Raw genomic sequence first — 25,431 nt, forward strand, 5'->3', positions numbered from 1 at the left:
CCCTCCGCCCCCGCGCCCCCCCCCCCCCCCCCGGCCCCCCCCGCCGCCCCCCCCCCCCCCCCCCCCCCCCCCCCCACCGCCGTGTCCGGGGTCCCTAGGCTTTCCCCGCGCCTCACCCGTCCCCGAGGCCCTTCCACGAATCAGGAGGCAGCGCATGGGCCGCTTCGTCGCCCGACGCCTGCTGCTCACCATCCCGGTGCTCATCGGCGCGTCGTTCCTCATCTTCGCGATGGTCTACGCGCTGCCCGGTGACCCCATCCGCGCGCTGGCCGGTGACCGGCCGCTGTCGCCGGCGGTCCAGGCGGCGCTGCGCGACGAGTACAACCTCGACGACCCGCTGTGGCTGCAGTACGTCAAGTACGTCAGCGGCCTGCTGCAGGGTGACTTCGGCACGGATTTCTCCGGCCGCGAGGTGCAGGACACGATCCTCCAGCGGCTGCCCGTCACCGCCAAGCTGGCGCTCGTGGCGGTTATCTTCGAGGCCGTCATCGGCCTGGTGGCCGGCATCCTCGCCGGGATCCGGCGGGGCTCCTTCTTCGACAACCTGGTGCTGATCTCGACGACCCTCATCGTCTCGATCCCGGTGTTCGTGCTGGGCTTCATCGCCCAGTTCCTGTTCGGGCTCAAGCTCGGCCTCTTCCCGACGTCCGGCATCAACGACGGCTGGTTCAGCTACGTCCTGCCCGGTCTGGTGCTCGCCAGCCTGTCGCTGGCCTACGTGGCCCGACTGACGAGGACCAGCCTCGCGGAGAACCTCCGGCAGGACTACGTCCGGACGGCGCGGGCCAAGGGGCTCAAGCCGTCGGTGGTGATCGGCAAGCACACCCTGCGCAACAGCATGATCCCGGTGGTGACCTTCATCGGCGCCGACATCGGGGCGCTGATGGGTGGCGCCATCGTGACCGAGTCGATCTTCAACATCCCCGGCCTGGGACGAGCGGTCTACGACGCGGTCCTCCGCCAGGAGGGTGCCGTCGTCGTCGGCATCGTGACGCTGTTCGTCTTCTTCTACATCTTCTTCAACCTGCTGGTGGACGTCCTGTACGCCCTCCTCGACCCGAGGATCCGTTATGACTGACAAGTCCTCCGACGCCGCGCGGCGGGCCGGGGAGCTGGACCACGGGCCGGAGCCGATCGGCAGCCGGTCGGGAACCGTCCAGCGGACCGACGAGTGGGCGGACACGACGTTCGAGGCCAAGGCCGCCGGTCCGGAGATCGGCGAGGCCAGCCTCTGGTCGGACGCCTGGAAGAGCCTCCGCCGGAACCCGTTCTTCATCGTCGGCGCGGTCCTGCTCACCGTCTTCCTGGTCATGGCGCTGTTCCCGCAGCTGTTCACCAATGCCGACCCGCGGGACTGCGACCTGTCGCGGTCGGCGCAGGGCCCCAGCGCGGCGGCGTGGTTCGGCTTCGACGTGCAGGGCTGCGACTACTACGCCAACGTCGTCTACGGTGCCCGCATCTCGGTGGCGATCGGCTTCCTGGCGATGCTCGGCACCCTGGTCATCGGTGTCGTCGTCGGGGCGCTGGCCGGCTACTACGGCGGCTGGATCGACGGCCTGCTGGCCCGGATCACCGACATCTTCTACGGGCTCCCGCTCATCCTCGGTGCCTTCATCCTGCTGGCGGTCCTGCCCGACCGGGGGATCAAGGAGGTGGCGCTGGCGCTGGTGGTGTTCGGCTGGATGACGGCGATGCGGTTGGTCCGCTCGACCGTGGTGTCGGTGAAGGAGGCCGACTACGTGCAGGCAGCGCGGGCGCTGGGCGCCTCCACCCCGCGCATCCTGCTCCGCCACATCCTGCCCAACGCGATCGCTCCGGTGCTCGTCTACTCGACGATCTTCATCGGGACGCTCATCGCGGCCGAGGCGACGCTGACCTTCCTGGGCATCGGCCTGCAGCTGCCGGAGATCTCCTGGGGGCTGCAGATCAACTCGGCGCAGAACCGGCTGCGGGACGCCGCGCACCTCATCTTCTTCCCGAGTGCGTTCCTGTCCCTGACCGTCCTGTCCTTCATCCTCATCGGCGACGCCCTGCGCGACGCCCTCGACCCGAAGCTCCGGTGATGACAGCAGTCGCGGCGACGTCCGCCAACCCCGTTCTCCAGGTCGACGACCTCACCGTCGAGTTCCGCACGCCCAAGGGCGTGGTGAACGCCGTCAACGGCATCAGCTACGAGGTCCACCGCGGTGAGACCGTCGCCATCCTCGGCGAGTCGGGGTCCGGCAAGAGCGTCAGCGTGCAGGCGGTGATGGGCATCCTCGACTCGCCGCCCGGCTTCGTCACCGGTGGCCGCGTGCTGTTCGAGGGGCGGGACCTGCTGACCGCCTCGGCGGAGGAGCAGCGCGCCGTCCGCGGTCCGGGCGTGGCGATGATCTTCCAGGACGCGCTGTCCTCGCTGAACCCCGTCTTCACCGTCGGCCACCAGATCGCGGAGATGTTCCGCGCCCACCGCGGCGCCAGCCGCAAGGAGGGGAAGGCGGCCGCCGTCGAGCTGCTGGACCGGGTCAACATCCCCGAGGCCCGCCAGCGGGCGAACGCCTTCCCGCACCAGTTCTCCGGCGGCATGCGCCAGCGCGTGATGATCGCCATGGCCCTCGCGCTCGATCCCAAGCTGCTCATCGCCGACGAGCCGACGACGGCGCTCGACGTGACCGTCCAGGCGCAGATCATGGAGCTGCTGAAGGACCTGCAGCGGGAGACCGGCATGGGGCTGCTGCTGATCACCCACGACCTCGGCGTGGTCAACGAGGTCGCCGATCGCGTGGTGGTCATGTACGCCGGCAGCGTGGTGGAGACCGGCACGGTCGACCAGGTCTTCACCCGGCCCTCGCACCCCTACACCGAGGGCCTGATGGCCTCGATCCCGTCGGTGGAGAGCAAGGGCACCCGCCTGCGCCCCATCGTCGGGACCCCGCCGGACCTGTCCCGCATCCCGGCCGGCTGCTCCTTCCACCCCCGCTGCCCGCGCCGGGTGCTCGAGAACGCGCCGCCCGGCAAGAACTGCCGGGACGACGTGCCGCTGCTGCTGCCGGTCCGGATCCCCGGCCGGGACAGCGCCTGCCACTACCGCGAGGAGGTTCTCGGTGCCTGACGTGGTCCGGACCCAGGGCGAGGCGCCCCTGCTCGAGGTCGACGGCCTCGTCAAGCACTTCCCGCTGACCTCGGGGATCATCGCCCGCCGCGTCGTCGGCCACGTGCACGCCGTCGACGGGGTGAACCTGGTCCTGGAGCGGGGGGAGACCCTCGGGCTGGTCGGCGAGTCCGGCTGCGGCAAGTCCACCGTGGCGAAGCTGCTGATGGGCCTCGAGAAGCCGACGGCCGGGCAGATCCGCTTCCACGGCAAGGACGTCGCGGCCATGAGCGCGCGGCAGCTCAAGGACTACCGCCGGCGGGTCCAGATCATCTTCCAGGACCCCTACTCGTCGCTCAACCCGCGCATGACGGTCGGTGACATCGTCGCCGAGGGCTGGGACGTGCACCGCGACATCGTCCCGGCCAAGCAGCGGCGCGCCGAGGCGCGGGCGCTGCTGGAGCGGGTCGGCCTCAACCCCGACTACGTCAACCGCTACCCCCACCAGTTCTCCGGCGGGCAGCGGCAGCGCATCGGTATCGCCCGGGCCCTCGCGCTGCGCCCGGAGATCATCGTGTGCGACGAGCCCGTCTCGGCGCTCGACGTCTCCGTCCAGGCGCAGGTGGTGAACCTGCTGGAGGACCTGCAGAAGGAGATGGGGCTCTCCTACATCTTCATCGCCCACGACCTGTCCGTCGTCCGGCACATCTCCGACCGGGTGTCGGTGATGTACCTGGGCAGCGTCGTGGAGGAGGGCACCCACGAGGAGGTCTACGGATCGCCCTCGCACCCCTACACCCAGGCGCTGCTGTCCTCGGTCCCGGTGCACGAGCCGCACCTGCGCGGGCAGAAGGAGCGGATCCTCCTGCAGGGCGACCTGCCCAGCCCCGCCAATCCGCCTTCGGGCTGCCGGTTCCGCACCCGCTGCTGGAAGGCCGAGGACATCTGCGCGCAGGAGCCGCCGGCGCTGGTGGACCGCGGGCAGGGTCACCCGTCGGCGTGCCACTTCGCCGAGGCACGCCACGTGGTTCCCACGGAATGACGGGGGTGTCCCGGCGGCTGCTCCTCGTCCACGCGCACCCGGACGACGAGACGATCACGACCGGGGCCACGATGGCGCGCTACGTCGCCGAGGGTGCTGCGGTCACGCTGCTCACCTGCACGCTGGGCGAGGAGGGCGAGATCATCGTCCCGGAGCTGGCCCGGCTGGCGGCCGACCAGGCCGACCAGCTGGGCGGCTACCGGATCGGCGAACTGCGTGCCGCGATGGGCGAACTCGGTGTCGAGGACGTCCGGTTCCTCGGCGGCGCCGGTCGGTACCGCGACTCAGGGATGATCGGGACGCCGGCCAACGACCACCCGCGCGCCTTCTGGAACGCCGACCCGACCGAGGCGGTCGGGCACGCGGTCGCGGTCGTCCGCGAGATGCGACCGCAGGTGGTGGTCACCTACGACCCCGACGGCGGCTACGGGCATCCCGACCACATCCAGGCCCACCGCGTCGCCATGCGCGCGGTGGAGGCCGCCGCCGACCCGGCGTTCCGGCCCCACCTGGGTGCGCCCTGGGAGGTCGCCAAGGTGTACTGGTCCTGCGTCCCGCGGTCGGTCGTCCGGGAGGGGGCCCGGGCGCTGGCCGCCGCGGGGGAGCAGGTGCCGTTCCAGCGCTCCGACGCCGTGGAAGACGCGCCGTTCGCGGTGCCCGACGAGCAGGTGACGACGGCGGTGGACGCCGATCAGCACGTCGGGCGGAAGGCCGCCGCCATGCGGGCGCATGCCACGCAGATCACCGTCGACGGGAAGTTCTTCGCCCTGTCGAACGACCTGGGGCAGCAGATCCTCGGCACCGAGTACTACCGGCTGGTCCACGGGGTGCCCGGGCCGGCCGGGACCGGGCACGGCTGGGAGGACGACCTGTTCGCCGGGCTTCCTGGATGACCGGAGCGCGGTGGGCGGTGGCCGGCTGGGGGCTCTGCGCCGTTGCCGTCTCCTCCTGGCTGGCGCTGGTGGAGGTCTTCTGGCTCCCCCTCCGGGTGGGGGGAGTGCTGGTGCCGGTGTCGGTGGCCGCCGCCGTGGTGGGGAACCTGCTGCTGGTCTCCGCGGCCCTGAGGCTGTCCGGATCGAAGGTGGCCGCCGTCCTCCCCGCCGCGAGCTGGCTGTTCGTGGTGGTGGCCGCGATGGTGCGCCGGCCCGAGGGGGACCTCCTGCTGGTCGCCGGGGGTGCCACCGGGATGGTCAACACGGCCTTCCTGCTCCTGGGGGTGCTGGCCGCCGCCTTCGGTGTGGGTCTGGTCCTCGGGGCCCCGCGGCGGCCGGCTCGGGTGACGGCGCCGTCCGGTAGCGGTAGCGGCGGTGCCCGGTGAAGCACGCCCGGGCGTAGCGCCAGGGACCGGTCTCCGCCCCCTGGGGTCAGCCGCGCGGCTTCAGGGCGGCCGGGACGGGACGGCTGGTCAACCAGGACGGCACCCGCTCGGCCGGCATGGGCCGGGAGATGTGATACCCCTGCGCGATGTCGCAGCCCCACTCGCGCAGCGCGGCGAGGGAGTCGGCGTCCTCCACGCCCTCCACCACCATGCTCATGCCCAGGTCGCGGCTGAGCTGGAGGGTGCTGCGCACGATCGCGGCGGCGCGCGCATCCGTGGTCAGGTGCGTGACGAAGCTGCGGTCGAGCTTGAGCTCGTCGACCGGGAGTGCGCGCAGGTAGGACAGCGAGGAGTACCCGGTCCCGTAGTCGTCGATCGACAGCCGCACGCCCAGCCGGCGAAGGCCGGCCATGACCTGCTGGCTGCGCGCGGCGTCGGCCATGAGGACGTCCTCGGTGATCTCCAGGACCAGCGCCCCGGCCGGCACGTCGCAGGCGTCGAGCAGCATCTCCACCTGCTCGGGCAGGGCGATGTCCTGGAGGTTGGAGACCGACAGGTTCACCGCGACGGAGATGGCGTGCCCCTGGGCCCGCCAGGTCTGCAGGTCGCGCAGGGCGCGCTCCAGCACGCGCAGGGCCAGCCGGCGCATGAGCCCGGCCTGCTCGGCCAGGGGCAGGAAGACGCCGGGGTACAGCAGGCCGCGGTCCGGGTGGTTCCAGCGGACCAGCGCCTCGACCCCGACGACCGCACCGGTGCGCAGGTCGAGCTGGGGCTGGTAGTGGTTGTCCAGCTGCTCGCTGTCGAGCGCCGCCCGCAGCTGCTCCAGGGTCTCCAGCCGGTCCCGCGAGGCAGGGGTGCCGTCGGGCGCCCACATCTCGTAGCCGTGCTTCCCCCGCTTGGCCGCGTACATCGCGGTGTCGGCGCGCGCGAGCAGGAGGGACCGGTCACGTCCGTGGTCGGGGCACAGGGCGATGCCGATGCTGGCGTCGACGTGCAGCGCCATCCCGTCCAGGACGAAGGCGTCGCGCAGCCCGGCGCCCAGGCTTTCCGCCACCTCCCGCGCGCGTCCGGCGTCCGCGTCGGGCAGCAGGACGGCGAACTCGTCACCGCCCATGCGGGCGAGCAGGTCCCCGTCGTGCAGGACGTCCTGGAGCCGGGGGCCGACGAGGCAGAGCAGGTCGTCGCCCACGCTGTGCCCGAAGCTGTCGTTGATCTCCTTGAACCGGTCCAGGTCGATCATCAGCAGGGCGCACCGGGGTTCGCCGTCGGCGTAGACGGTGGACTCGACCTGCTCGATGAACCGCCGCCGGTTGGCCAGTCCGGTGAGGGGGTCGTGGTGCGCCTCGGTGGCCAGCTGCACGAGCCGTCGCTGCTCGGCGGCCCGCAGCTCGGCGTTCTCCACCACCAGCGAGCCCTCCAGGGTCACCTGCCGGACGGCCTCCCGGACCGCGGGGCTCCAGACCCGTCGTTCGGTGACCGCGCCCGTCACGATCATGCCGAGCAGGCGGTCACCGGAGAGCAGCGGAACGCTGGCGTAGGAGGCGAGGTCCAAGTCGCGCACCAGCCGTGGGCCGAGGAGGTCGCTGCCTGCTGCGTCCTCCACGAAGACGGGTCGCTGCTGCTCGGCGGTCAGCCGCCACAGCGGGATGTCACTGGCGGCTCGGCCGATGACCTGGTCCCGGATCACCTGCTCGTGCCTGTCGGACCAGTCCACGTGCCGAACCTGGCTGAACAGGCCGGCCTCGTCGACGAGGTACGCGGCGCTGCGGTCGGTCCCGGCCAGCCGCTGGACGGCGCGGGCGAGCACCTCGGCCGCCTCCGCGGCCCCGGTGACCGCCGAGCCGTCGACGAGCAGCTGCCGGACGATCCGGGCGGTGGTCAGGGAGGCCGCCCGCGCCTGGCTGGTGCGGGCCTGCTCGACGACGCCGCCGAGGTGGGCCCCGGCCGCGGCGGCCAGCCGGCGCACGGCCTCGGAGAACGGGCGGACCTGGGTGCTGTCGAGTGTCAGCACGCCGGCCAGTTCCTGGCCGCGGCCCAGGGGCACCGCCAGCGCGGAGGCGATCTGGAAGGAGTCCACCCACCAACCCGCGACCAGCTCGGACGATCGGTCGGCGGTCATGACGGTGCCGGTGCGAAGGACCGTCTCGGCCAGCTCCAGGGCGACCGGTGCGTTGCGGAACTGCTGCCAGGTGGCCAGATCCCGCCGGCCGTCGGCGTAGGCGGCCATCCGGGGGACCAGCCGGCCGTCCTCGAGCAGGAAGATGCAGGCGCGCTCGACCTCGCCCAGCTCGGCGAGCTGCCGGCAGGCCGAGCCGAGCAGATGGTCCATCGACTGGGCCTGGGCGGCGGACTCGATGAGCCGGAGGAGCACCGTTCCCTGCTCCAGCCGGCGCTGCTCCGAGCGGCGGGTCCAGGCCTCGGTGAGGGCGGCCGCCAGCTTCGGGAGGACCTGGCGCAGCAGGTGCGGCGCGGCAGCGGCCGCGGGTTCGACGGTCAGGACGCCGACGACCTCGTCGTCGAGGACCAGGGGTTCGCCGTGGGCGGAGCGGATGCCGACCTCGGCCAGCTGGCGGTCGGCGGCCCGGCGCCCGTCGGCGCGGGCGACGACGGACTGGCGGCTGGTGATGACGGCGGAGAGGAAGGGGGAGTCGGAGACGAACGCGGGCGTGCGCAGCGCCGGGTGCATCGGGACCTGGGGACCCGGGCACGACGCCTGCCGGAAGGGAACCACGAGCTCGGTGCTCGATTCGTGCACCCACACGGACACCCGTGTGGCCCCGGACGACGAGCGCAGCCGGCCGAGGAGGTGCTCCAGCGCGGACTGGGCGTCGTAGGGCGAGGCGGGCGAGCGGCGTCGCGGCGCAGCCGGGGGATGCGACGTCTGGGACACATGATCACGATCGGCGTCCGAGCCTGGTGCTTGAGCCGGGCCCCGGAGCCTCCCCCCGTCGGGGGAGGTCGACGTCCGCAGCCCGCCGTGCCCTCCCCGGCCGGGGGACGTCCCGGTGGCCCGTCGAACGGCGTCGGGCGGGAGAGGTGATACTAGGTGTCCATCCTGCTGCTCCGGTTCCGGCCGGTTGCGCTGCCCGAACCTCCCCCGGAGGGAACTTCGTGACCTACGTCATCACCCAGGCATGTGTCGACGTTCTCGACAAGGCGTGCATCGACGAGTGTCCGGTGGACTGCATCTACGAGGGCGACCGGATGCTGTACATCCACCCCGACGAGTGCGTCGACTGCGGGGCGTGCGAGCCGGTGTGCCCGGTCGAGGCGATCTACTACGAGGACGACGTCCCGGACAAGTGGAAGGACTTCTACAACGCCAACGTGGATTTCTTCTCCGATCTGGGGAGCCCCGGCGGGGCCGCGAAGACCGGCAAGATCGGTAAGGACCACCCCCTCGTGGCCGCCCTGCCGCCGCAGGGCGAAGAACACTGACGGCTGCGCCGGTGGGGCCTTCCCGGGCCCTGCCGGACTTCCCGTGGGACTCCCTGGCGGGGGCGCGCAGCCGGGCGGCCCGGCACCCCGGCGGCGTGGTCGACCTGTCGATCGGCACTCCGGTCGACGACACCCCCGACGTGCTCCGCGAGGCTCTCGCCGACGCCGCTGACGCACCCGGCTACCCGACCGCCCTGGGCACCGCCGCACTTCGCACGGCTGCGGCGGGCTGGCTCCTGCGGCGCCTGGGCGTCCAGGTCGCCGATCCGCTCGGTGCGCACCCGTCGCTGATCCCGACGGTCGGCTCCAAGGAACTCGTGGCGCTGCTGCCCACGCTCCTGGGCCTGCAGGGCAGTGCGAGCACCGTGCTCGTCCCGGAGGTCGCCTACCCCACCTACGAGGTGGGTGCGGTGCTGGCCGGGTTGGCGGTGCGCCGTGCGGACACCCCGCCGGCCGAGGCGGCCGGGATCTCCCTGGTCTGGCTGAACTCGCCGGGGAACCCGCACGGGCGGGTGCTGACCGACGGGCAGCTGCGCGCGTGGGTGGCATGGGGGCGTGCCCACGGCGTCCCGGTCGTGGCCGACGAGTGCTACATCACCCTCGGCTGGGACGTGGCGCCGCGGTCGATCCTGCACCCGGCCGTGGCGGGGGAGGACCACACCGGCCTGCTGGCGGTGCACTCGCTGTCGAAGCAGTCGACCGCGGCCGGGTACCGCGGTGGCCTGCTCGCCGGCGACCCGGTGCTGGTGCGCCGGGTGTGGGAGGTGCGCCGTCACCTCGGTCTGCTGGTGCCGGGTCCGGTCCAGGCCGCGATGGCCGCCGCGTTCGGCGACGATGCGCACGTCGACGCGCAGCGCGAGCGCTACCGCAGCCGACGGGAGCGGCTGGCGGCCGCGGTGCGGACCGCCGGCATGCGGATCGACCACTCCGAGGCCGGGCTGTACCTGTGGGCCACCCGCGACGAGGACTGCTGGGTCACCATCGACCGGCTGGCCGCCCTCGGGATCGTCGCCGCACCCGGCAGCTTCTACGGTCCCGCGGGCGCCCGGCACGTCCGGCTGGCCCTGACCGCCACCGACGAGCGGATCGACGCGGCGGTCGAGCGGCTGGCCAGCTGACCCGTCCAGCGTGGCCGAGGTGGGTCAGGGGCAGATCCCGGCTGTGCCTGCCGACGGGGTCAGCGCGGCGGCGAGTTCCGTGGCCAGCGGGCCATGCTTCTCGTACGCCTCGGGGAAGGCCGAGCGCTGCACGGCATCGGCGGCGGCGGTGAGCCGGGCGGTCTCCCAGCCGGGCACCTGCACCAGCCGGTCGTAGAAGATGCCGGCGGCGTAGACGGGGTCCTGCACCTGCTCCGGCGTCCCCCAGCCCTGGGAGGGGCGCTGCTGGAACAGGCCCAGCGAATCCCGATCGCCGTAGTCGAGGTTGCGCAGCGTCGACTCCTGCATCGCCGTGGCCAGCGCGATGACGACGGCTCGTTCCGGCAGCCCTCGAGAGCGTCCCACCTCCGCGATGGTGGCTGCGTTGGCCAGCTGCTCGGCGGTGAGGGTCACCGACGAGCCGGGCAGGGGGCACGCACCAGCGGCCGGGGCTCGCTCCGTGCCCCAGGTGGCCCCGGCGACGAGTACCGCCGCGATCAGCAGCGCCGGCCACCAGCGGGCGATCCCGCCGACGCCGCCGCGGCGGGGCGAGCGGCGTCGCTTCCGCGCCGGCCGCCGGACCGGCTTCCGGCGCGCCGAACCGCGGCCGTGCGCACCCGTGCGCGGGCGTGGTCGGGACCCGGTCCGGGCCGCGGCGGGGTGCGTCGCAGAGCGGGCGCTGGTCATCGTCTGCGACTGTAGGTCCGGTTCCTGGACGGTTCCTGGAACGGCCGCCCTTCAGGGTCCGCGCCGAGCCTGCCAGGCGGGGGGAAAGGGCGGTCCTCTCTCAGTTGGCGTGCAGCTCCGCGTTCAGCGCGCCCCAGGTGCCCTCGCGGACGACGACCTCCAGCGCGCCGCTGACGCTGTTGCGGCGGAACAGCAGGCCGTCGCGGCCGGACAGCTCCTTGGCCTTGACCACCGAGCCGTCGGGCAGCGACACCCGCGATCCGGCGGTGACGTAGCAACCGGCCTCGACGACGCAACCGTCGCCGAGCGAGATGCCGATGCCGGCATTGGCGCCCAGCAGGCACCCGCTGCCGATGGAGATCACCTGGGTGCCGCCCCCGGACAGCGTGCCCATGATGGAGGCCCCGCCGCCGATGTCGCTGTCGGGCCCGACCACGACCCCGGCGCTGATCCGGCCCTCGACCATCGACGGGCCGAGCGTGCCGGCGTTGAAGTTGACGAAGCCCTCGTGCATGACCGTCGTGCCCTCGGCGAGGTGCGCGCCCAGGCGGACGCGGTCGGCGTCTGCGACGCGTACCCCGGACGGGATGACGTAGTCGACCATCCGGGGGAACTTGTCCACCGAGAAGACGGTCACGTGGCCGACGGCCGCACGCAGCCGGTGCGCGTTGAACCCGGCGGCCTCCACCGGGCCCGCGCTCGTCCAGGCCACGTTCGGCAGCAGCCCGAAGACGCCGGTCATGTTCGCCTGGTGCGGCTTGATCAGGCGGTGGGACAGCAGGTGCAGCCGCAGCCACACGTCGTGGGTGTCCACCGGGGCGGCGGAGAGGTCGGCGATCACCGTGCGGACGGCGATGACCTCGACCCCGCGCGCCTCGTCGCGGCGCACCAGACCGCCGTAGTCGGGGCCGAGCTCACCCGACAGCTCCAGTGCGCCCAGCCGCGTCGTCCCCGGGGTGACACCCGCGGGCGCGCCGAGCCGGGGCTCGGGGTACCAGGTGTCGAGCACGGTGCCGGAGGGGGTGACGGTCGCGAGACCGGCGGCTACGGCGGAGAAGGGAGCGGACGCTGCGTCAGTCACGACGACGACGCTACCCAGCCGCACTCCGCGCCAGGGTGGCCGGCCCGTGACGTGCTGGAGCGGCCCTTGCGCAGGGACCCGCCGCGAGCGTGCGAGGGGCGGGGGGCGGGTGACGTGCTGGAGCGGCCTGGCTGCAGGGACCCGGGGCGAGCGGCAGCGGGTCTCGGGGGGCAGCCAGGTCCTTTCACTAGGCTCGGCAGCCGTGAGCGCCCAGCCAGACCTCGACCTCTCCTCCGACGTCCTCGCGCTGACCCGAGCCCTGGTCGACGCGCCCTCGGTGTCCGGCAGCGAGACCCCGCTCGCCGACGCGGTGGAGGCCGCGCTGCGTGCCCTGGGCGGGCTGGAGGTGGAGCGGGTCGGCGACGCGGTCCTCGCCCGCACCGACCTCGACCGGCCGACCCGGGTGGTGCTGGCCGGCCACCTGGACACCGTGCCGATCGCCGACAACGTGCCCAGCCGGCTCGACGAGGCCACCGGCCGGCTCTACGGCTGCGGGACCAGCGACATGAAGTCCGGCGACGCGGTCATGCTGCGGCTCGCAGCGGTCTTCGGCGTCCCCGGCGCGCAGCCCGCGCACGACCTGACCTTCGTCTTCTACGACAACGAGGAGGTCGAGTCGGTCAAGAACGGTCTCGGCCGGGTGGCCCGGGAACGCCGCGGCTGGCTCTACGGCGACCTCGCCGTCCTGCTCGAGCCGACCGACGGCGAGATCGAGGCCGGCTGCCAGGGCACGCTGCGCGCGGTGCTGGAGACCAGGGGCCGCCGCGCCCACAGCGCACGCAGCTGGCTGGGGGAGAACGCCATCCACGGGCTGTCCGGAGCACTGGCCTCCCTCGCCGCCTACCGGCCGCGGGAGGTGGAGATCGACGGCTGCACCTATCGCGAGGGCCTCAACGCGGTGGGCATCTCCGGCGGGGTCGCCGGGAACGTCATCCCCGACGAGTCGTCCCTCACCGTCAACTTCCGCTACGCCCCCGACCGGGACGAGGACGCCGCGGAGGCGCACGTCCGGGAGGTCTTCGCCGACGCGATCTCCTCCGGCGCCACGCTCACCGTCGTCGACAACGCCGGGGGAGCGCTCCCCGGCCTGGCCGAACCGGCCGCGGCCGCGTTCGTCGCCGCGGTGGGCCGCCCGGCGCGGGCCAAGCTCGGCTGGACCGACGTCGCCCGGTTCGCCGCGTTCGGCATCCCGGCGATCAACTACGGGCCCGGGGACCCCCAGCTGGCCCACACCCGCGAGGAGCACGTCCTGGTCGATCGGCTGCAGCCGGCCGTGGACGCGCTGACCGCCTACCTGTCCGGGAGCAGCTCATGACCACCCCGCCGTCCGACGGCCACCGCTCGCGCCGGATCCGCCACAAGGGGCCGGTGATGCTCCGCGGGAGCGAGCCGGACCCGCAGAACCAGGGCACGACCACCGACCAGCGGCTGCTCGACCGCAGCGGCGGGGCGGACTTCGTGCACACCGATCCGTGGCGCGTGATGCGGATAACCTCCGAGTTCGTCGAGGGCTTCGGTCTCCTCGCCGAGCTGCCGCCGGCGGTCAGCGTCTTCGGCAGCGCCCGGACACCCCGCGACCACCCGCACTACGCGGCCGGCGTGGAGCTCGGCGCCGCGCTGGTCGAGGCGGGTTACGCGGTGATCACCGGTGGCGGCCCGGGCGCGATGGAGGCCGCCAACCGTGGCGCCTCCGAGGCAGGTGGCATGTCGGTCGGCCTGGGCATCGAGCTGCCGTTCGAGCAGGAGCTCAACGAGTGGGTCGACGTCGGCATCTCGTTCCGCTACTTCTTCGTGCGCAAGACGATGTTCGTCAAGTACGCGGAAGCCTTCGTGATCCTGCCCGGCGGTTTCGGCACCCTCGACGAGCTGTTCGAGGCGCTCACGCTCGTGCAGACCCACAAGGTCACCCGCTTCCCGGTGATCCTGCTGGGAACCGCGTACTGGTCGGGCCTGGTGGACTGGATCCGCGACACGATGCTGGCCGAGGGCACGATCAGCGCGGGCGACCTCGACCTGTTCACCGTGACCGACGACGTCGCCGAGGCCGTGGCGACCATCCGGGCGGCGGACGCGGCCCGTCGCGCCGGTTTGAACGGCAGCGGGGGACAGGGCCCGGCCACCGGGCCCTCCGACGCCTGAGGTGCTGTCCTTCGTCGTCTTCGTCGTCGCCGTCCTGCTGGTCGGCGGGGTGCTGTTCCTGGTCGCCGCGCTGCTCCTGGGGCGGGGGGAGACCCAGCCGCCGGCCGAGCCCGACCGGTCACCGGTCGAGCTGCCCGAGGACCGTCGGGTCACCTCCGACGACGTCCGGGCGCTGCGCATCGCGGTGACGGTCCGGGGATACCGGATGGTGGAGGTGGACTGGCTGCTCGACCAGCTGTCGCAGACCCTGGACGAGCGGGACGCGGAGCTCGCCGCGCTGCGCGCCGAGCTCGCCGCGCGCACCCAGCTGGAGACACCGACCGACCCCGGGGTCGCGTCGTCGGACGGAGAAGGAGACCGCGATGCGTGAGGTCGTCGAACGGATCGACGTGGACGCGCCGCCGGAGCGGGTGTGGGCGGCGCTGACCGCGTGGTCCCGGCAGGGCGAGTGGATGCTCGCGACCGATGTGCGGACCGTCGACGGGCCCGCCCAGGGGATCGGCGGCCGGCTGGCCGCGCGGACCGGGCTCCCCCTGCCCGGCGGCAGCCACGTCGGCTTGCTCGACACCATGGTGATCACCGAGTGGGACCCGCCGCGGCGGGTCGTCGTCCAGCACACCGGCCGGCTGGTGCGCGGCCCCGGGATCTTCGAGATCGAGCCCCGCGGCGAGCACAGCACCTTCGTCTGGACCGAGCGGCTGTGGCTGCCGTACGGCCTGCTCGGGCAGCTCGGCTGGGTGCTGGTCAAGCCGTTCGCCCTCGCGGGGATCCGGTTGTCCCTGAAGCGCTTCGCCGCCTTCGCCCGCACGTTCTAGGCATAGGAAGCTATGCCTACGGATTCGGGATCGAATCCATAGGTATAGCTTCCTATGCCCGGTGGGGCGGGGCAGGCGGTCTCGAGCTGTCGCAACCGCTGGCTGATCACCCCGGTGATCCCGTCCCCGCGCAGGCTACCGCCGTAGCCGCCTGCGGGGCGCCGTCCCCGGTCGGTGAGGATGGGGGGCGTGCACAACGGTGTCGGAGCCCCGGCGGCAGGGCAGTGAGCGAGCTCGTGAGCTCACTCAGAGACACAGCAGCTCCGCGAACGCGGCCGACGAGCGCCCGGGAGGGGGACTCGTGAGCCGGCGCGGATGGGTGCTCTTCCTCACTCTGTCGGTGATCTGGGGCGCGCCATACCTGCTGATCAAGGTGGCGGTCGGCGAGGTCTCGCCGGTGTCGGTGGTCTTCGCCCGCTGCGCCATCGGCGCGGCGTTGCTGCTGCCGTGGACCATCTACCGGGGGCAGCTGCGCCCGGCCCTGCGGCACTGGAAGCCGCTGCTGCTGTTCACCGTGCTGGAGATGACCGGGCCGTGGTTGCTGCTGTCGTGGGCCGAGCAGTCGCTGTCCAGCTCGCTGACCGGCCTGCTCGTCGCCGGGGTGCCGTTCGCCGCGGCGCTGGCCGCGCGGCTGGCCGGTGAGGAGGAGCGGCTGACCCCGGTACGGCTGCTCGGCATGGGGGTCGGCGTCGTCGGCATCGCGGTGCTGCTCGGGCTGGACCTTGAGGGCGCGCAGCTGCTGCCGATCCTCGCCGTCGCGCTGGTCGTGGTCGGCTACGCGACGGCGCCGCTGATCGTCTTCCGGGCACTTCCGGATGTCCCGGGGGTGGCCGCCAGCTCCGTGGCGCTGTTCGTCACCGCCGTGGTCTACGCCCCGTTCGCCCTCCCGCGGCTGGACGAGGTGGCCGGCGCGTCCACCGACGCGGTGCTCTCCCTGCTCACGCTGGGGGTGCTCTGCACGGCGATCGCCCTGGCGCTGTTCTTCGTGCTCATCCGGGAGGTCGGCCCGCAGCGGGCGCTGGTCATCACCTTCGTCAACCCGGTGGTGGCGGTCCTGCTGGGGGTGTGGCTGCTGGACGAGCCGTTCACCCTCGGCATCGGGCTGGGCCTGCCGCTGGTGCTCGTGGGCTGCGTGCTGGCCACCCGGCGCAGCGCACCCCGCCCCGAGCCCAGCGTCGAAGCCGTGGACGCCGCCGCGCGCTGATCCACCACGAGCGGCGCTGCGTCGGTCAGCTGTCCGCCCAGCGCACCTGCCGGCCGGGGGCCGGCCACACCGTCCGACCTCCACCGGCAGGCCGCAGCGCCCGGACCGTCACTCCCGATGAGCCCGCCGCGTCCTGACGACGGCCCAGACCGTTGCCACGGCCATGACGCCGGCGACGATCAGCAGCAGGTTCCGGCTGTAGTCCTGCGGCAGGAAACCTGCTTCCTGCACGTCGCCCGGGTCCAGCGCGAACGGCAGCGCGACCACGGTCAGCACCCCGCTGACGACCAGCCCGATCGCGATCGGAGGCCGGGCCGGGCGGGGCAGGACGCGGGTGAGCACGGCGCCTCCGGCGATGACCAGCGGGGCGATCACGACGTCGTGCAGCAGCGCGCTGCCGATGAACCACGGGAACCATCCCGAGAGCGGGACGTCGTCGCTCGCGCCCAGCAGCCCCAGGACGCCCCAGCCGACCGCGGCGAGACCGGGGACCAGGAACAGCCACCGCCACCACGGGCCCGCGGCCGACGCCAGCGGCCGGGCGGGATCGGAGGCGTAGGAATCGCCCCGCCCGCCCCGGCCGACGCGTGCGGCCGCGCGGTCGTCGCGGGAGATGCCCGTGCTCATGCCGGCCGCACCAGGGCAAGCCACTTGGTCTGCATCACGCCCGGCCGGTTGGGGGCGATCAGCCGCACGGGATACCCGTGGTCGAGGTCGAGCGGGGCGCCCTCCAGCTGCAGGGCCAGCAGCGTGCGCGGGTCGGCGGCGTGCGGCGGTGCCACGACGCTGCTGCGGAACAACCCGCCGGTCTGCAGCGACTCCACCACCACCCTGGCGTCACGCGACAGCCCGGCCTCCTCGAGGAGGTCGGCGAGACGGACCCCGGTCCACCGGCCCGACGCGCTCCAGCCCTCCACGCAGGTGATCGGCAGCGTCTCGGTGTGCTGCGGCCGCGCCATCAGGTCGGCCAGCGAGAGCTCCAGCCGGCGGGGCCCGTCGACGACCAGCCGGTAACCGGGGTCGGTGGCGGACTCCTGGACCTGCGCCGCCTCGGCCGTCTTGTTGACCGGCAGGTCCTGGGGGCCGGCGTGCGGCAACCGCGGCGCCAGGACCGACACCGGCGCCAGCGGGGTGACCGACTGGCCCAGCGTGGTGACCGTGACGGCGGCGACGCCCAGCCCGGACGCCAGGACGAAGGTGCGGCGGTCGATGGCGCCCTCCTCCGCGGCCGCCTCCGCCGCACGCAGCTCCTCGACCTGCTCGGGGACCAGCCCGGCGGTGGCGGCGGGGGAGCCGCGGCGGGCCAGGCCGCGCCGGATCTCGGGCGCCTTGGCGCCGATGTGCACCGCGATGGCGCCGATGGCGATCCAGCCGGTCCAGTAGTGGGCGGTCGGGAAGAAGAACCCGAACGGGTACCACTGCGCGATGTTGATCAGGCCGGTCACCAGCTGCATCGCGGCCGTGCCGACGAGCACCAGGATCGACAGCCGGCCGACCAGCCGGGCGAGCGAGCCGGCCGGCGGCCACTCGAACAGCAGCGGGTAGACCGTCCACAGCTTCACCAGCAGCAGCGGGATCGCGGCCAGCCCGGTGGCCACGTGCAGCCCCTGGGTGAACCCGTACAGCCAGACCGGGGACGAGGGCCAGTAGAACCACGAGGGCCCGCTCTGGATCAGGTCGCTGATCACGCCGGTGAGGAAGCACACCAGGAAGGCCAGCCCGAGCCAGAGCCCCACCCGCGCCGCGCGGCGCTCGGAGTGCAACGGGCTCGGGAACGCTCCCTCGCGGAACGGCCCGCGGCGCAGCCCCTCCGGGGGGTCCGCCAGGCGGGCGCCCAGCAGGCGGTCGATCCGGCTGGTCACGATGCCGGCCCCACCGCGGCGGACAGCCCGGTCACCACTCGGCGGGTGCGGGTGCCGGGGCCGCACTGCGCGGCGACGGTCACGGCGTCGGGGAAGTGGTCGATGTCGGTGAGCTCGGGGAGATCCAGCACCGTGAGGCCGGCGTCCTCCAGCGCCGCGCGGGTGCGCACGCCGGTGTCGTCGCGGGACATGGGCACGCCGGTCAGCACCCGGGCCGGCTCGGGGGAGTGCAGGCCCAGCGCCCACCAGCCGCCGTCCGGGGCGAGGCCCAGCACGGCGGAGCCGGGACCCGCCTGCACCAGGCGGTCGAGGCAGTCGGCGAGCAGCTCGCCGGTCACCTGCGGGGTGTCCATCCCGATGAGCAGGGTGGGCAGTGCCCCGTCCGGGCCGGCCATGGCATCGACGAACGCGGTCGCCAGCCGCACACCCAGGTCGCCGTCGGCCTGCGGGACGACGACGCAGCCGGTGAGGTCCAGCCCGCCCGGGGCGCCGTCGAGCGCGACCACCCGGCGGGCAACCGGCGCCCCGCGGACGGCGTCGAGCGTGTCGCCGACCGCCGCCCCGGCGACGGCCGCCGCCTGTTCGGGGGTGCAGGGCGGCGAGAGGCGGGTCTTGCTGCGACCGGGCACGGGCGCCTTGGTGATGACGAGCAGCTGCGTCGCGGTCACGAGGACAGCACCTGCCGCATGTCCCGGATGGTGCGCACCGTGCCGAGCACCGTGCCGGTCACCTTCGAACGGGTTCCCTCGGCCCGCGGTGCGTACCGGACGTCGACCTCGTGCACCCGCCAGCCCTCGTCGGCGGCCCTGGTCACCATCTCCAGCGGGTACCCGAAGCGGCGGTCGGTGAGGCCGAGCCCGACCAGGGCCTCGCGCCGGGCGGCGCGCATGGGGCCGAGATCGTGCAGGGCCAGGCCGGTGCGGCGGCGCAGCATGACGCTCAGCGCCACGTTGGCGACCCGGGCGTGCGCCGGCCACGCGTTCCGCCGCGTGGGACGTCGTCGGCCGAGCACCAGGTCGGCGGTGCCGGCGAGCACGGGGTCGGCGACCAGCGGTAGGTCGGCGGGGTCCATCGAGCCGTCCGCGTCGCAGAAGCAGACGACGTCGTCGGTCGCCGCCTCCAACCCGGCGTGCGCGGCGGCGCCGAAACCCCGCTGCGGCACGGAGACCACGGTCGCCCCGTGGGCCGCTGCGATCGCCGGGGAGCCGTCGGTCGAGCCGTTGTCGGCCACGATGGCGCGGTATCCGGCCGGGAGCCGGCCGAGGACCCAGGGCAGCGCGCCCGCCTCGTCGAGGCAGGGCAGGACGACGTCGGGCACCCCAGGACACAACCACGGACTCACCGGGCCTGCCAGGTGACGATCACACCCCGGACCTGCTGCGGCCGGGGGAGCGGGCGCGCGGGCGGGGCCCTACTGTCCGGCTGATGACCCGCGCTCCCACCGAGGCCCCCCGGGTGGCGGGGCCGGCGCCGCGGTCCCTCCGCCGGCGACCGGTGGCCGGCCTCCTGCTGGCCGTCCTCCTCGTGGCCGGAACCGCGCTCGTCGGGTGGCAGCTGACCCGTGACGGCGTGGTGCTCCACCTGCTCGGGGGATACGTGCTGCGGGGTGCCTGGGATCCCCTGCTGTCCGCGCGGGTGCTCCTCCCGGTGGCCGTCGCGCTCGCCGCCGTCCTCTGGGGGCCCGCGGCGGCCCGGACGGCGAGCTGGCGGGTGCTGCTGGCCGGCTCGGCCGCGGCCACGGCGGGCTGGGCGGTCTCCCTCGCGCTGGCCAGCGGCTGGGCCCGGCTGACCGAGCCACTGGGGAGCGTCTACGAGTACCCGCACGACGTCGGCCGGGTGGGCGGCGTCGGCGAGCTGCTGCGCACGTTCAACGACTCGGTCCTCGCCGACTCCGCCGATCCCTGGACGACGCACGTGTCGGGGCACCCGCCTGGGGCGCTGCTCGCCTTCGTGCTGATCGACCGGGCCGGCCTGGGCGGCCTGGGCTGGGCCGCGGCGATGTGCATCGCCGCCGGGGCGCTGGCCGTGCCCGCGGTGCTGGTGACCGTGCGGTCGGTCGCGGGGGAGGGGACGGCGCGGACGGTCGCGCCCTTCCTCGTGCTCGCGCCCACCGCGCTGTGGGTGGCCACGAGCGCCGACGCGCTGTTCGCCGGGGTGTTCGCGTGGGGCGTCGCCCTGCTGGCCGGCGCGGCGGCGCCGAGGTGGGGGCGGGGCGCCGCCGCCCGGGCGCTGGGCGGGGGGCTGCTGCTCGGTCTGGCGCTGCACCTGTCCTTCGGGCTGGCGTCGCTGGGGCTGCTGGCCCTCGCCGTCGTCGTGGTCCACCGGCAGCGGCTCGGTTGGGGCGGGATCGTGCGGGTCCTGGCCGTCGCCGCCGTCGGCGTCGCCGTGGTCTTCGCGCTCTTCGCCGGGGGCGGCTACGACTGGTTCGAGGGGCTGTCGCTGACCGCCGAGCGGGTGCGGTCCGGCCCGTCCTACGCCGACCGGCCGCTGGCCTTCTTCCTCGTGGCCAACCTGGCCGCGGCGGCGGTGGCGGCGGGGCCCGCGGCGGTGGCCGGGCTGGCCTGCCTGCGCCGGGTCGGGCTGGCACTGGTTCCCCTGGCGGCGCTGGCCGGGATGCTGGTCAGCGACGTCACCGGGCTGGTCCGCGGGGAGACGGAGCGGATCTGGCTGCCCTTCACCGTGTGGCTGCCCGTCGCGGCGGCCTTCCTGCCGGTGCGGCAGCGCCGGTTCTGGCTCGTGCTGAGCGCCGTGACGGCGATCGCGGTGGAGGTGGCGGTCCGGACCGAGTGGTGACCGGCGCGGGTCAGACCTTGGGGGCCGGGCGCAGGGGCGCGGTGGCGAATTCGCGCATGCCGTCCCGGAAGTCGACCTCGGCGCGGAACCCGAGCTCCGTCGCCGCCCGTGCCGGGCTGGCCACCACGTGCCGCACGTCGCCGAGCCGGTAGTCCCCGGTCACCACCGGGTCCGGCCCGCCGAAGGCGTCGGCCAGCGCCCGGGCCATGTCGCCCACCGTGTGCGGCGTACCCGAGGCCACGTTGTAGGCCCGCAGCGTCGACTCCGGGGCCGGCGCCTCCAGCGCCCGCAGGTTCGCCGCCGCCACGTCGGAGACGTGCACGAAGTCGCGCTGCTGGCCACCGTCCTCGAAGACGGCCGGGGCGCGGCCGGACTCCAGGGCGCTGCGGAAGATCGACGCGACGCCGGCGTACGGGGTGTCCCGTGGCATCCGGGGGCCGTACACGTTGTGGTACCGCAGCGCGACGACGCTGCCGCCGGTCATCCCCGCCCAGGCGGCCGAGAGATGCTCCTGGGCGAGCTTGGTGGCGGCGTAGGTGTTGCGCGGGTCGAGCACGGCATCCTCGGTGACCAGGTCCCAGCCCAGTTGCCGTGCGCAGTGCGGGCACGGCGGTTCGAAGCGTCCGGCGTCGAGATCGGCGCGTCGGCGCGGCGCCGCCGGCACCGGACCGTGGTCCGGGCAGGAGTAGCGGCCCTCGCCGTAGACGACCATGGAGCTGGCCAGCACCAGCCGGCCGACGTCTGCGCGGGCCATGGCGGCCAGCAGCACGGCGGTGCCCAGGTCGTTGATGCCCGCGTAGAGGGGCATGTCCTGCACGTCGACGCCCAGGCCGACCATCGCGGCCTGGTGGCAGACCGCCTCGACGCCGTCGAGCGCACCGTCGACGGCCGCCGCATCGCGCACGTCACCGACCAGCAGCTCCACCCCGGGGGGGAGCGGCGGGCCGTCGGGATACGCCGGGTGGACGGCGGGCAGCAGCGCGTCGAGCACCCGCACCTCGTGGCCGGCGTCCCGGAAGGCGGAGACGACGGCGGAACCGATGAAGCCGGCACCGCCGGTGACGAGGACGCGCACGAGCGGCGACGCTACTGGCGCCGGACCGGCGCCGCCGGTCGGGCGGTGGCGCCGGCGGCTCGCTGCCGGCTGGGCCGCACCGGCACGGCGGATGTCGGAGGCCGGCGCTACGTTCGCTACGTTCGCCACGTGGAGGACCGGAGGAGCCGGTGCGGCTGGGCGACGAGCGCCCCGGAGTACGTCCGCTACCACGACGAGGAGTGGGGCACGCCGTTGCGCGGCGACGACGCGCTGTTCGAGCGGCTCAGCCTGGAGGCGTTCCAGTCCGGTCTGGCGTGGATCACGATCCTGCGCAAGCGGCCCGCCTTCCGCGCCGCGTTCGCCGGCTTCTCCATCGACGCGGTGGCTGCCTTCACCACCGGGGACCAGGCCCGGCTCGTGGCGGACGTGGCCATCGTGCGCAACCGCGCCAAGATCGCCGCCGCCGTCACCAACGCACGGGCCGCCCAGCAGCTCCCGGAGGGCCTGTCCTACCTGCTGTGGTCCTTCGCGCCCACCGGACCGCGAGCCCGTCCGGCCACGCTCGCCGACGTCCCGGCGACCAGCCCCGAGTCGGTGGCCATGGCACGGGCGCTCAAGCGGCGCGGTTTCGTCTTCGTCGGCCCCACCACGGCGTATGCGTTGATGCAGGCCACCGGCATGGTGGACGACCACGTGGCCGGGTGCTTCCGGGCCACTGCTTGAGGACAGCCCCGGGAGCATCGCAGCGAGCGCCAGCGAGCGAGGAGCGGACCGGGGCGTGGATGGGGGCACCTCCCGCTTGCGGGGGACAGGCAGGCAGCACTGCCTGAGGACAGCCCCGGGAGCATCGCAGCGAGCGCCGGCGAGCGAGGAGCCGAGCGACCGCGGAGGCGCCGTCGGCGTGGACGCGAGGAGCGGACCGGGGCGCGGAGCTGGCACGAAAGCGTGGCCCGGTGGACCTCGTGTTGGAGGACAGCCGCCCATACGGGATCATTGCTGCGGAGCTCACAGCATCGGACACCACGCGCCTGTTCACGAAGCAGGGGAGTGGCTGGCGAAGGAGGCACGCATGGCGGCCATGAAGCCGCGCACGGGTGAAGGTCCCCTCGAGGTCACCAAGGAAGGGCGCGGCCTGGTCATGCGCGTTCCGCTGGAAGGCGGCGGTCGCCTGGTGGTGGAGCTGTCGCCGGACGAGGCGGCCGCGCTGTCGGAGGCACTGAAGGGCGCGACCAGCTGAATCACTCCGGGGAACTGCCTCACGGCACCCCGTTCACGACGACGCGGCCCCGGGGGGCGGCCCACCGCCCGCCGCCCGGGGGCCCGCGGTGGCGCGCCGGGGGCCCCCCCCCCCCCCCCCCCCTCCCCCCCCCCCCGCCCCCCCGGCCCCCCCCCCCCCCCCCCCCCCGGGGCCCGCGTCGTTCCGAACCGGGCGCACCACCGGTGGTGGCCACCTGCCGACGGCGGCGGGTCAGCTGATCCCGGGAGTCGGGTCCCGGCGCAGCGCCGCGAACCAGCGGCCACCGTCCTCCCAGGACTCCGTCAGGCGCAGCCCGGCGCCGCCGGCCAGCTGCTGGATCGCGTCGCAGCCCACGTGCGCCCAGTCGAACCAGGCGCTGACCGCGCCGGCGCGCTCCAGGCGCAGCCGGGTGGTCCGCTGACCGACGCCGGGGCGCTCGGTCTCCACCAGCACCAGGCCACCGGGCGCCACCAGCGCTCTGCAGCGCCGCAGCAGCGCCGCCGGGTCTCCGCCGATGCCGATGTTGCCGTCGGCCAGCAGCGTGGTGCCCCAGAGGCCCTCGGCGACGACCGGCTCGAAGACCGATCGGCGGATGACCGTGGCTCCCGACCGGCGGGCCAGCCGGAGCGCGGTGGGCGAGATGTCCAGGCCGAGTGCGTGCACCCCGCGGCGGGCCAGCTCGGCGGTCAGCCGGCCGGGGCCGCAGCCGACGTCCAGGACGGTGCCACGGCTGCGGGTGAGGAAGCCGCGGTCCACGTCGTCGGCCTCCCCGGTCCACCGGTCCAGGGCGTCGGCGAGCGAGTACGTCCGGCCGGCGGCGTCGCGCACCGACCACGGCTCGGGAGCGGGAGCATCACCGGTCCCGGTGGACTTCAGGGCCGCCGCGTAGAAGTCGGTGGCTGCAGGGGGCATGGCGGTCTCCGTTCCGGATGCACGGCGGCAGGGTGCGGTGACCGTGTGGCCCCGCCCATAGCCAGAATCGGAGGTGCTCAACCCAGTGGTGCGGTCGGTGCCCGTCCGGGCGGGCATGCTCCTGCCCTGGCCGATGGCTGGCCCGCCGGTGGAAGCTGGTCTGCGTGGGAAGGATCCGATGAGCGAGCACGAGCAGGGTGTCTTGTTCCCCGCCGGACCGGACGGACGGCGCAGCACGGCGGCGCTCGGCCGCGCCGTCGTCGCGGACGCGCTGCGTCCCGTCGACGCCGCCGGGGCGCTGGCCGCCGAGCACGAGACCAACTGGCGGGCGGGCTACCTGACCCACTTCCGCCGGCTCGTGGAGGCCGGGCTGCCCTCGGCCGAGGGGGCGCGGTCCATCGCCGACTCGGGGCTGACCTCGCTGCACGCGCGCATGCGCGTGGTGGGCGCCGACGGCGAGACCGGACTGGACGCCCTGACCACCGCACCCGCCGGCCGGTCGCTGCACACCGCTGAGGTCACCGGCACCGCCGAACCCGAGCGGGAGCTCTCGCTGCCTTTCCACGGGGACCGGTTGCGCGGCGATGCGCTGCTGCGCCGGCTGGACCGCTGGGTCGAGGGCGGCGTCGTCGAGCCCTCGTGCGCAGAGGCGGTCCGTACCGTGGCCGCCCATCCCGAGTGGCTGTCGATCCCGGGCAGCACCGTCGTCGTGCTGGGCGCCGGCGCGGAGATGGGGCCGCTGACCGCCCTGCTGCGCTGGGGTGCCCGGGTGGCCGGCGTGGACCTGCCGCGGGCGCCGCTGTGGGAGCGGGTGCTCGACACCGCCCGCGGCGGAGCCGGCACTCTCCTGGTGCCGATGGCCGAGCCTGGGGCAGCGGCCGATCCGCGCGGCGCGGGCGGTGACCTGATCGCCGAGGTGCCGGCGATCGCGAACTGGGCCGCCGAGTTGCCGGGGCGGCCGGTGCTCGGCAACTACGTCTACGCCGACGGCGCCACGAACGTGCGGGTGTCGACGGCCGTGGACGCGCTCACCATGCGGCTCGCGCAGGCGCGGCCCGACGTCGCGCTGGCCTTCCTCGCGACGCCGACCGACGTCTTCGCCGTCCCCGCCGAGGCCGTCGAGCAGTCGGTGCGGGCCTACGCCGGCCGGTCCCGGTCGGCCAAGCTGCTCGGCCGGCCCCTGCGCACGGTGTCCGGCGGGCGGTTGCTGCGGCGCGCCTACGTGCCGGGCACCGACCCTGGGATCGCCGACAGCCTGGTCGCCCAGCAGGGCCCGAACTACGCGCTGGCCAAGCGCCTGCAGCGCTGGCGGGCGACGGTGGCGCGGGCGTCGGGCAGCACGGTGTCGATGAACGTGGCCCCGCCCACGCGCACCCGGTCGGTGCTCAAGAACCGGGCGCTGGCCGCGGCCTACGCCGGCGCGCACCGGTTCGGCGTCGAGATCTTCGAGCCGGCGACGGCCAACGTCCTCATGGCCGCTCTGCTGGTGCACGACCTGCACACCGGCGGCGGACCCGCGGGCGAGCACCCGTGGCAGGACGAGGCCCACGAGGCGGCGCACGGTGGCCTCTGGCGGGCCGCCTACGCGCCGCGCAGCGCGCTCGGGCTGGCGGCGCTGCTGGGCTACGGGGCCGCCCGGGCCTGACGCGACCGGCGGCCTG

The 25,431-nt window shown here is 74.3% G+C and carries 26 protein-coding genes; 17 read left to right on the top strand and 9 right to left on the bottom strand.

Features of this window, described 5'->3' with window-relative positions:
• Positions 1 to 154 precede the first annotated feature (154 nt).
• Genes QOZ86_RS13300 through QOZ86_RS13325 form a run of 6 tightly spaced genes read left to right on the top strand, consistent with a single transcriptional unit; the run spans position 155 to position 5,430 of the window.
• A complete protein-coding gene (locus QOZ86_RS13300; protein WP_284492453.1) occupies positions 155 to 1,078 on the top strand; it encodes an ABC transporter permease in 924 nt (307 codons plus the stop codon).
• Complete coding sequence (locus QOZ86_RS13305) at positions 1,071 to 2,063, top strand: ABC transporter permease (protein WP_284492454.1); 993 nt, start codon at positions 1,071 to 1,073, stop codon at positions 2,061 to 2,063. The genes QOZ86_RS13300 and QOZ86_RS13305 overlap by 8 nt, the downstream gene beginning before the upstream one ends.
• Positions 2,063 to 3,091: an ABC transporter ATP-binding protein gene (locus QOZ86_RS13310; protein ID WP_284492455.1), complete on the top strand. Its 1,029-nt coding sequence runs from the start codon at positions 2,063 to 2,065 to the stop codon at positions 3,089 to 3,091. The genes QOZ86_RS13305 and QOZ86_RS13310 overlap by 1 nt, the downstream gene beginning before the upstream one ends.
• Positions 3,084 to 4,112, top strand: coding sequence for an ABC transporter ATP-binding protein (locus tag QOZ86_RS13315; protein WP_284492456.1), 1,029 nt, complete (start codon positions 3,084 to 3,086; stop codon positions 4,110 to 4,112). The genes QOZ86_RS13310 and QOZ86_RS13315 overlap by 8 nt, the downstream gene beginning before the upstream one ends.
• Positions 4,109 to 5,005: an N-acetyl-1-D-myo-inositol-2-amino-2-deoxy-alpha-D-glucopyranoside deacetylase gene (gene mshB / locus QOZ86_RS13320; protein WP_284492457.1), complete on the top strand. Its 897-nt coding sequence runs from the start codon at positions 4,109 to 4,111 to the stop codon at positions 5,003 to 5,005. The genes QOZ86_RS13315 and mshB overlap by 4 nt, the downstream gene beginning before the upstream one ends.
• Positions 5,002 to 5,430, top strand: coding sequence for a hypothetical protein (locus QOZ86_RS13325; protein WP_284492458.1), 429 nt, complete (start codon positions 5,002 to 5,004; stop codon positions 5,428 to 5,430). The genes mshB and QOZ86_RS13325 overlap by 4 nt, the downstream gene beginning before the upstream one ends.
• Positions 5,431 to 5,476: 46 nt before the next feature.
• Here QOZ86_RS13325 and QOZ86_RS13330 read toward each other — a convergent pair whose 3' ends face one another.
• Positions 5,477 to 8,320, bottom strand: coding sequence for a bifunctional diguanylate cyclase/phosphodiesterase (locus QOZ86_RS13330; protein ID WP_284492459.1), 2,844 nt, complete (start codon positions 8,318 to 8,320; stop codon positions 5,477 to 5,479).
• A 221-nt stretch (positions 8,321 to 8,541) separates the two neighbouring features.
• Here QOZ86_RS13330 and fdxA point away from each other — a divergent pair, with 221 nt between their 5' ends.
• Both fdxA and dapC read left to right on the top strand, forming a co-directional pair.
• Positions 8,542 to 8,868 (top strand): ferredoxin, encoded by a 327-nt coding sequence (gene fdxA, locus QOZ86_RS13335; protein ID WP_284492460.1) that lies wholly within the window; start codon positions 8,542 to 8,544, stop codon positions 8,866 to 8,868.
• An 11-nt stretch (positions 8,869 to 8,879) separates the two neighbouring features.
• The gene (gene dapC, locus QOZ86_RS13340; protein WP_284492461.1) at positions 8,880 to 9,986 is read left to right on the top strand and encodes a succinyldiaminopimelate transaminase; all 1,107 of its coding nucleotides are present in this window, start codon (positions 8,880 to 8,882) and stop codon (positions 9,984 to 9,986) included.
• A 24-nt stretch (positions 9,987 to 10,010) separates the two neighbouring features.
• On the opposite strand, the gene QOZ86_RS13345 is transcribed toward dapC, so the two are convergent.
• Entirely contained in the window at positions 10,011 to 10,691 is a 681-nt protein-coding gene (locus tag QOZ86_RS13345; protein ID WP_284492462.1) for a hypothetical protein, read from the bottom strand.
• Positions 10,692 to 10,791: 100 nt separating this feature from the next.
• Positions 10,792 to 11,772 carry a 2,3,4,5-tetrahydropyridine-2,6-dicarboxylate N-succinyltransferase gene (gene dapD, locus QOZ86_RS13350; RefSeq protein ID WP_284492463.1) on the bottom strand — a complete coding sequence of 327 codons (981 nt, stop codon included), beginning with the start codon at positions 11,770 to 11,772 and terminating at the stop codon, positions 10,792 to 10,794.
• Positions 11,773 to 11,974: 202 nt separating this feature from the next.
• On the opposite strand from dapD, the gene dapE reads away from it, so the two are divergent.
• The 5 genes from dapE to QOZ86_RS13375 all read left to right on the top strand — a co-directional run bounded on the left by dapE (position 11,975) and on the right by QOZ86_RS13375 (position 15,930).
• A complete protein-coding gene (gene dapE, locus QOZ86_RS13355; protein ID WP_284492464.1) occupies positions 11,975 to 13,087 on the top strand; it encodes a succinyl-diaminopimelate desuccinylase in 1,113 nt (370 codons plus the stop codon).
• The gene (locus tag QOZ86_RS13360) at positions 13,084 to 13,911 is read left to right on the top strand and encodes an LOG family protein (RefSeq protein WP_284492465.1); all 828 of its coding nucleotides are present in this window, start codon (positions 13,084 to 13,086) and stop codon (positions 13,909 to 13,911) included. Before dapE ends, QOZ86_RS13360 begins: the two co-directional genes overlap by 4 nt.
• A gap of 1 nt (position 13,912) precedes the next feature.
• On the top strand, positions 13,913 to 14,281 hold the full coding sequence (locus QOZ86_RS13365; protein WP_284492466.1) for a DivIVA domain-containing protein: 369 nt from the start codon (positions 13,913 to 13,915) through the stop codon (positions 14,279 to 14,281).
• On the top strand, positions 14,274 to 14,726 hold the full coding sequence (locus tag QOZ86_RS13370; RefSeq protein WP_284492467.1) for an SRPBCC family protein: 453 nt from the start codon (positions 14,274 to 14,276) through the stop codon (positions 14,724 to 14,726). Before QOZ86_RS13365 ends, QOZ86_RS13370 begins: the two co-directional genes overlap by 8 nt.
• A gap of 301 nt (positions 14,727 to 15,027) precedes the next feature.
• A complete protein-coding gene (locus QOZ86_RS13375) occupies positions 15,028 to 15,930 on the top strand; it encodes a DMT family transporter (RefSeq protein WP_284492468.1) in 903 nt (300 codons plus the stop codon).
• Between the two features lie 108 nt (positions 15,931 to 16,038).
• On the opposite strand, the gene QOZ86_RS13380 is transcribed toward QOZ86_RS13375, so the two are convergent.
• Genes QOZ86_RS13380 through QOZ86_RS13395 form a run of 4 tightly spaced genes read right to left on the bottom strand, consistent with a single transcriptional unit; the run spans position 16,039 to position 19,110 of the window.
• Positions 16,039 to 16,557 carry a hypothetical protein gene (locus QOZ86_RS13380; RefSeq protein WP_284492469.1) on the bottom strand — a complete coding sequence of 173 codons (519 nt, stop codon included), beginning with the start codon at positions 16,555 to 16,557 and terminating at the stop codon, positions 16,039 to 16,041.
• Positions 16,554 to 17,792, bottom strand: a complete 1,239-nt coding sequence (locus QOZ86_RS13385) for a molybdopterin-dependent oxidoreductase (RefSeq protein WP_284492470.1) — start codon at positions 17,790 to 17,792, stop codon at positions 16,554 to 16,556. The genes QOZ86_RS13380 and QOZ86_RS13385 overlap by 4 nt, the downstream gene beginning before the upstream one ends.
• Positions 17,789 to 18,460 (bottom strand): TIGR04282 family arsenosugar biosynthesis glycosyltransferase, encoded by a 672-nt coding sequence (locus tag QOZ86_RS13390; protein ID WP_284492471.1) that lies wholly within the window; start codon positions 18,458 to 18,460, stop codon positions 17,789 to 17,791. Before QOZ86_RS13390 ends, QOZ86_RS13385 begins: the two co-directional genes overlap by 4 nt.
• Entirely contained in the window at positions 18,457 to 19,110 is a 654-nt protein-coding gene (locus QOZ86_RS13395) for a glycosyltransferase family 2 protein (protein ID WP_284492472.1), read from the bottom strand. Before QOZ86_RS13395 ends, QOZ86_RS13390 begins: the two co-directional genes overlap by 4 nt.
• A gap of 107 nt (positions 19,111 to 19,217) precedes the next feature.
• Here QOZ86_RS13395 and QOZ86_RS13400 point away from each other — a divergent pair, with 107 nt between their 5' ends.
• Positions 19,218 to 20,585, top strand: coding sequence for a hypothetical protein (locus QOZ86_RS13400; RefSeq protein ID WP_284492473.1), 1,368 nt, complete (start codon positions 19,218 to 19,220; stop codon positions 20,583 to 20,585).
• Between the two features lie 10 nt (positions 20,586 to 20,595).
• Here the strand turns inward: QOZ86_RS13400 and QOZ86_RS13405 are convergent, their stop codons facing one another.
• Positions 20,596 to 21,660 carry an NAD-dependent epimerase/dehydratase family protein gene (locus tag QOZ86_RS13405; protein WP_284492474.1) on the bottom strand — a complete coding sequence of 355 codons (1,065 nt, stop codon included), beginning with the start codon at positions 21,658 to 21,660 and terminating at the stop codon, positions 20,596 to 20,598.
• A 129-nt stretch (positions 21,661 to 21,789) separates the two neighbouring features.
• Here QOZ86_RS13405 and QOZ86_RS13410 point away from each other — a divergent pair, with 129 nt between their 5' ends.
• Both QOZ86_RS13410 and QOZ86_RS13415 read left to right on the top strand, forming a co-directional pair.
• Positions 21,790 to 22,344 carry a DNA-3-methyladenine glycosylase I gene (locus QOZ86_RS13410; protein WP_284492475.1) on the top strand — a complete coding sequence of 185 codons (555 nt, stop codon included), beginning with the start codon at positions 21,790 to 21,792 and terminating at the stop codon, positions 22,342 to 22,344.
• 346 nt (positions 22,345 to 22,690) lie between these two features.
• Positions 22,691 to 22,858 carry a DUF3117 domain-containing protein gene (locus QOZ86_RS13415; RefSeq protein WP_012947303.1) on the top strand — a complete coding sequence of 56 codons (168 nt, stop codon included), beginning with the start codon at positions 22,691 to 22,693 and terminating at the stop codon, positions 22,856 to 22,858.
• A gap of 231 nt (positions 22,859 to 23,089) precedes the next feature.
• Here QOZ86_RS13415 and QOZ86_RS13420 read toward each other — a convergent pair whose 3' ends face one another.
• A complete protein-coding gene (locus tag QOZ86_RS13420) occupies positions 23,090 to 23,770 on the bottom strand; it encodes a class I SAM-dependent methyltransferase (protein WP_284492476.1) in 681 nt (226 codons plus the stop codon).
• A gap of 178 nt (positions 23,771 to 23,948) precedes the next feature.
• On the opposite strand from QOZ86_RS13420, the gene QOZ86_RS13425 reads away from it, so the two are divergent.
• Positions 23,949 to 25,415 (top strand): hypothetical protein, encoded by a 1,467-nt coding sequence (locus QOZ86_RS13425; RefSeq protein ID WP_284492477.1) that lies wholly within the window; start codon positions 23,949 to 23,951, stop codon positions 25,413 to 25,415.
• Positions 25,416 to 25,431: the final 16 nt, after the last annotated feature.

Source organism: Blastococcus capsensis (genome assembly GCF_030165005.1).
Taxonomy (GTDB): domain Bacteria; phylum Actinomycetota; class Actinomycetes; order Mycobacteriales; family Geodermatophilaceae; genus Blastococcus; species Blastococcus capsensis.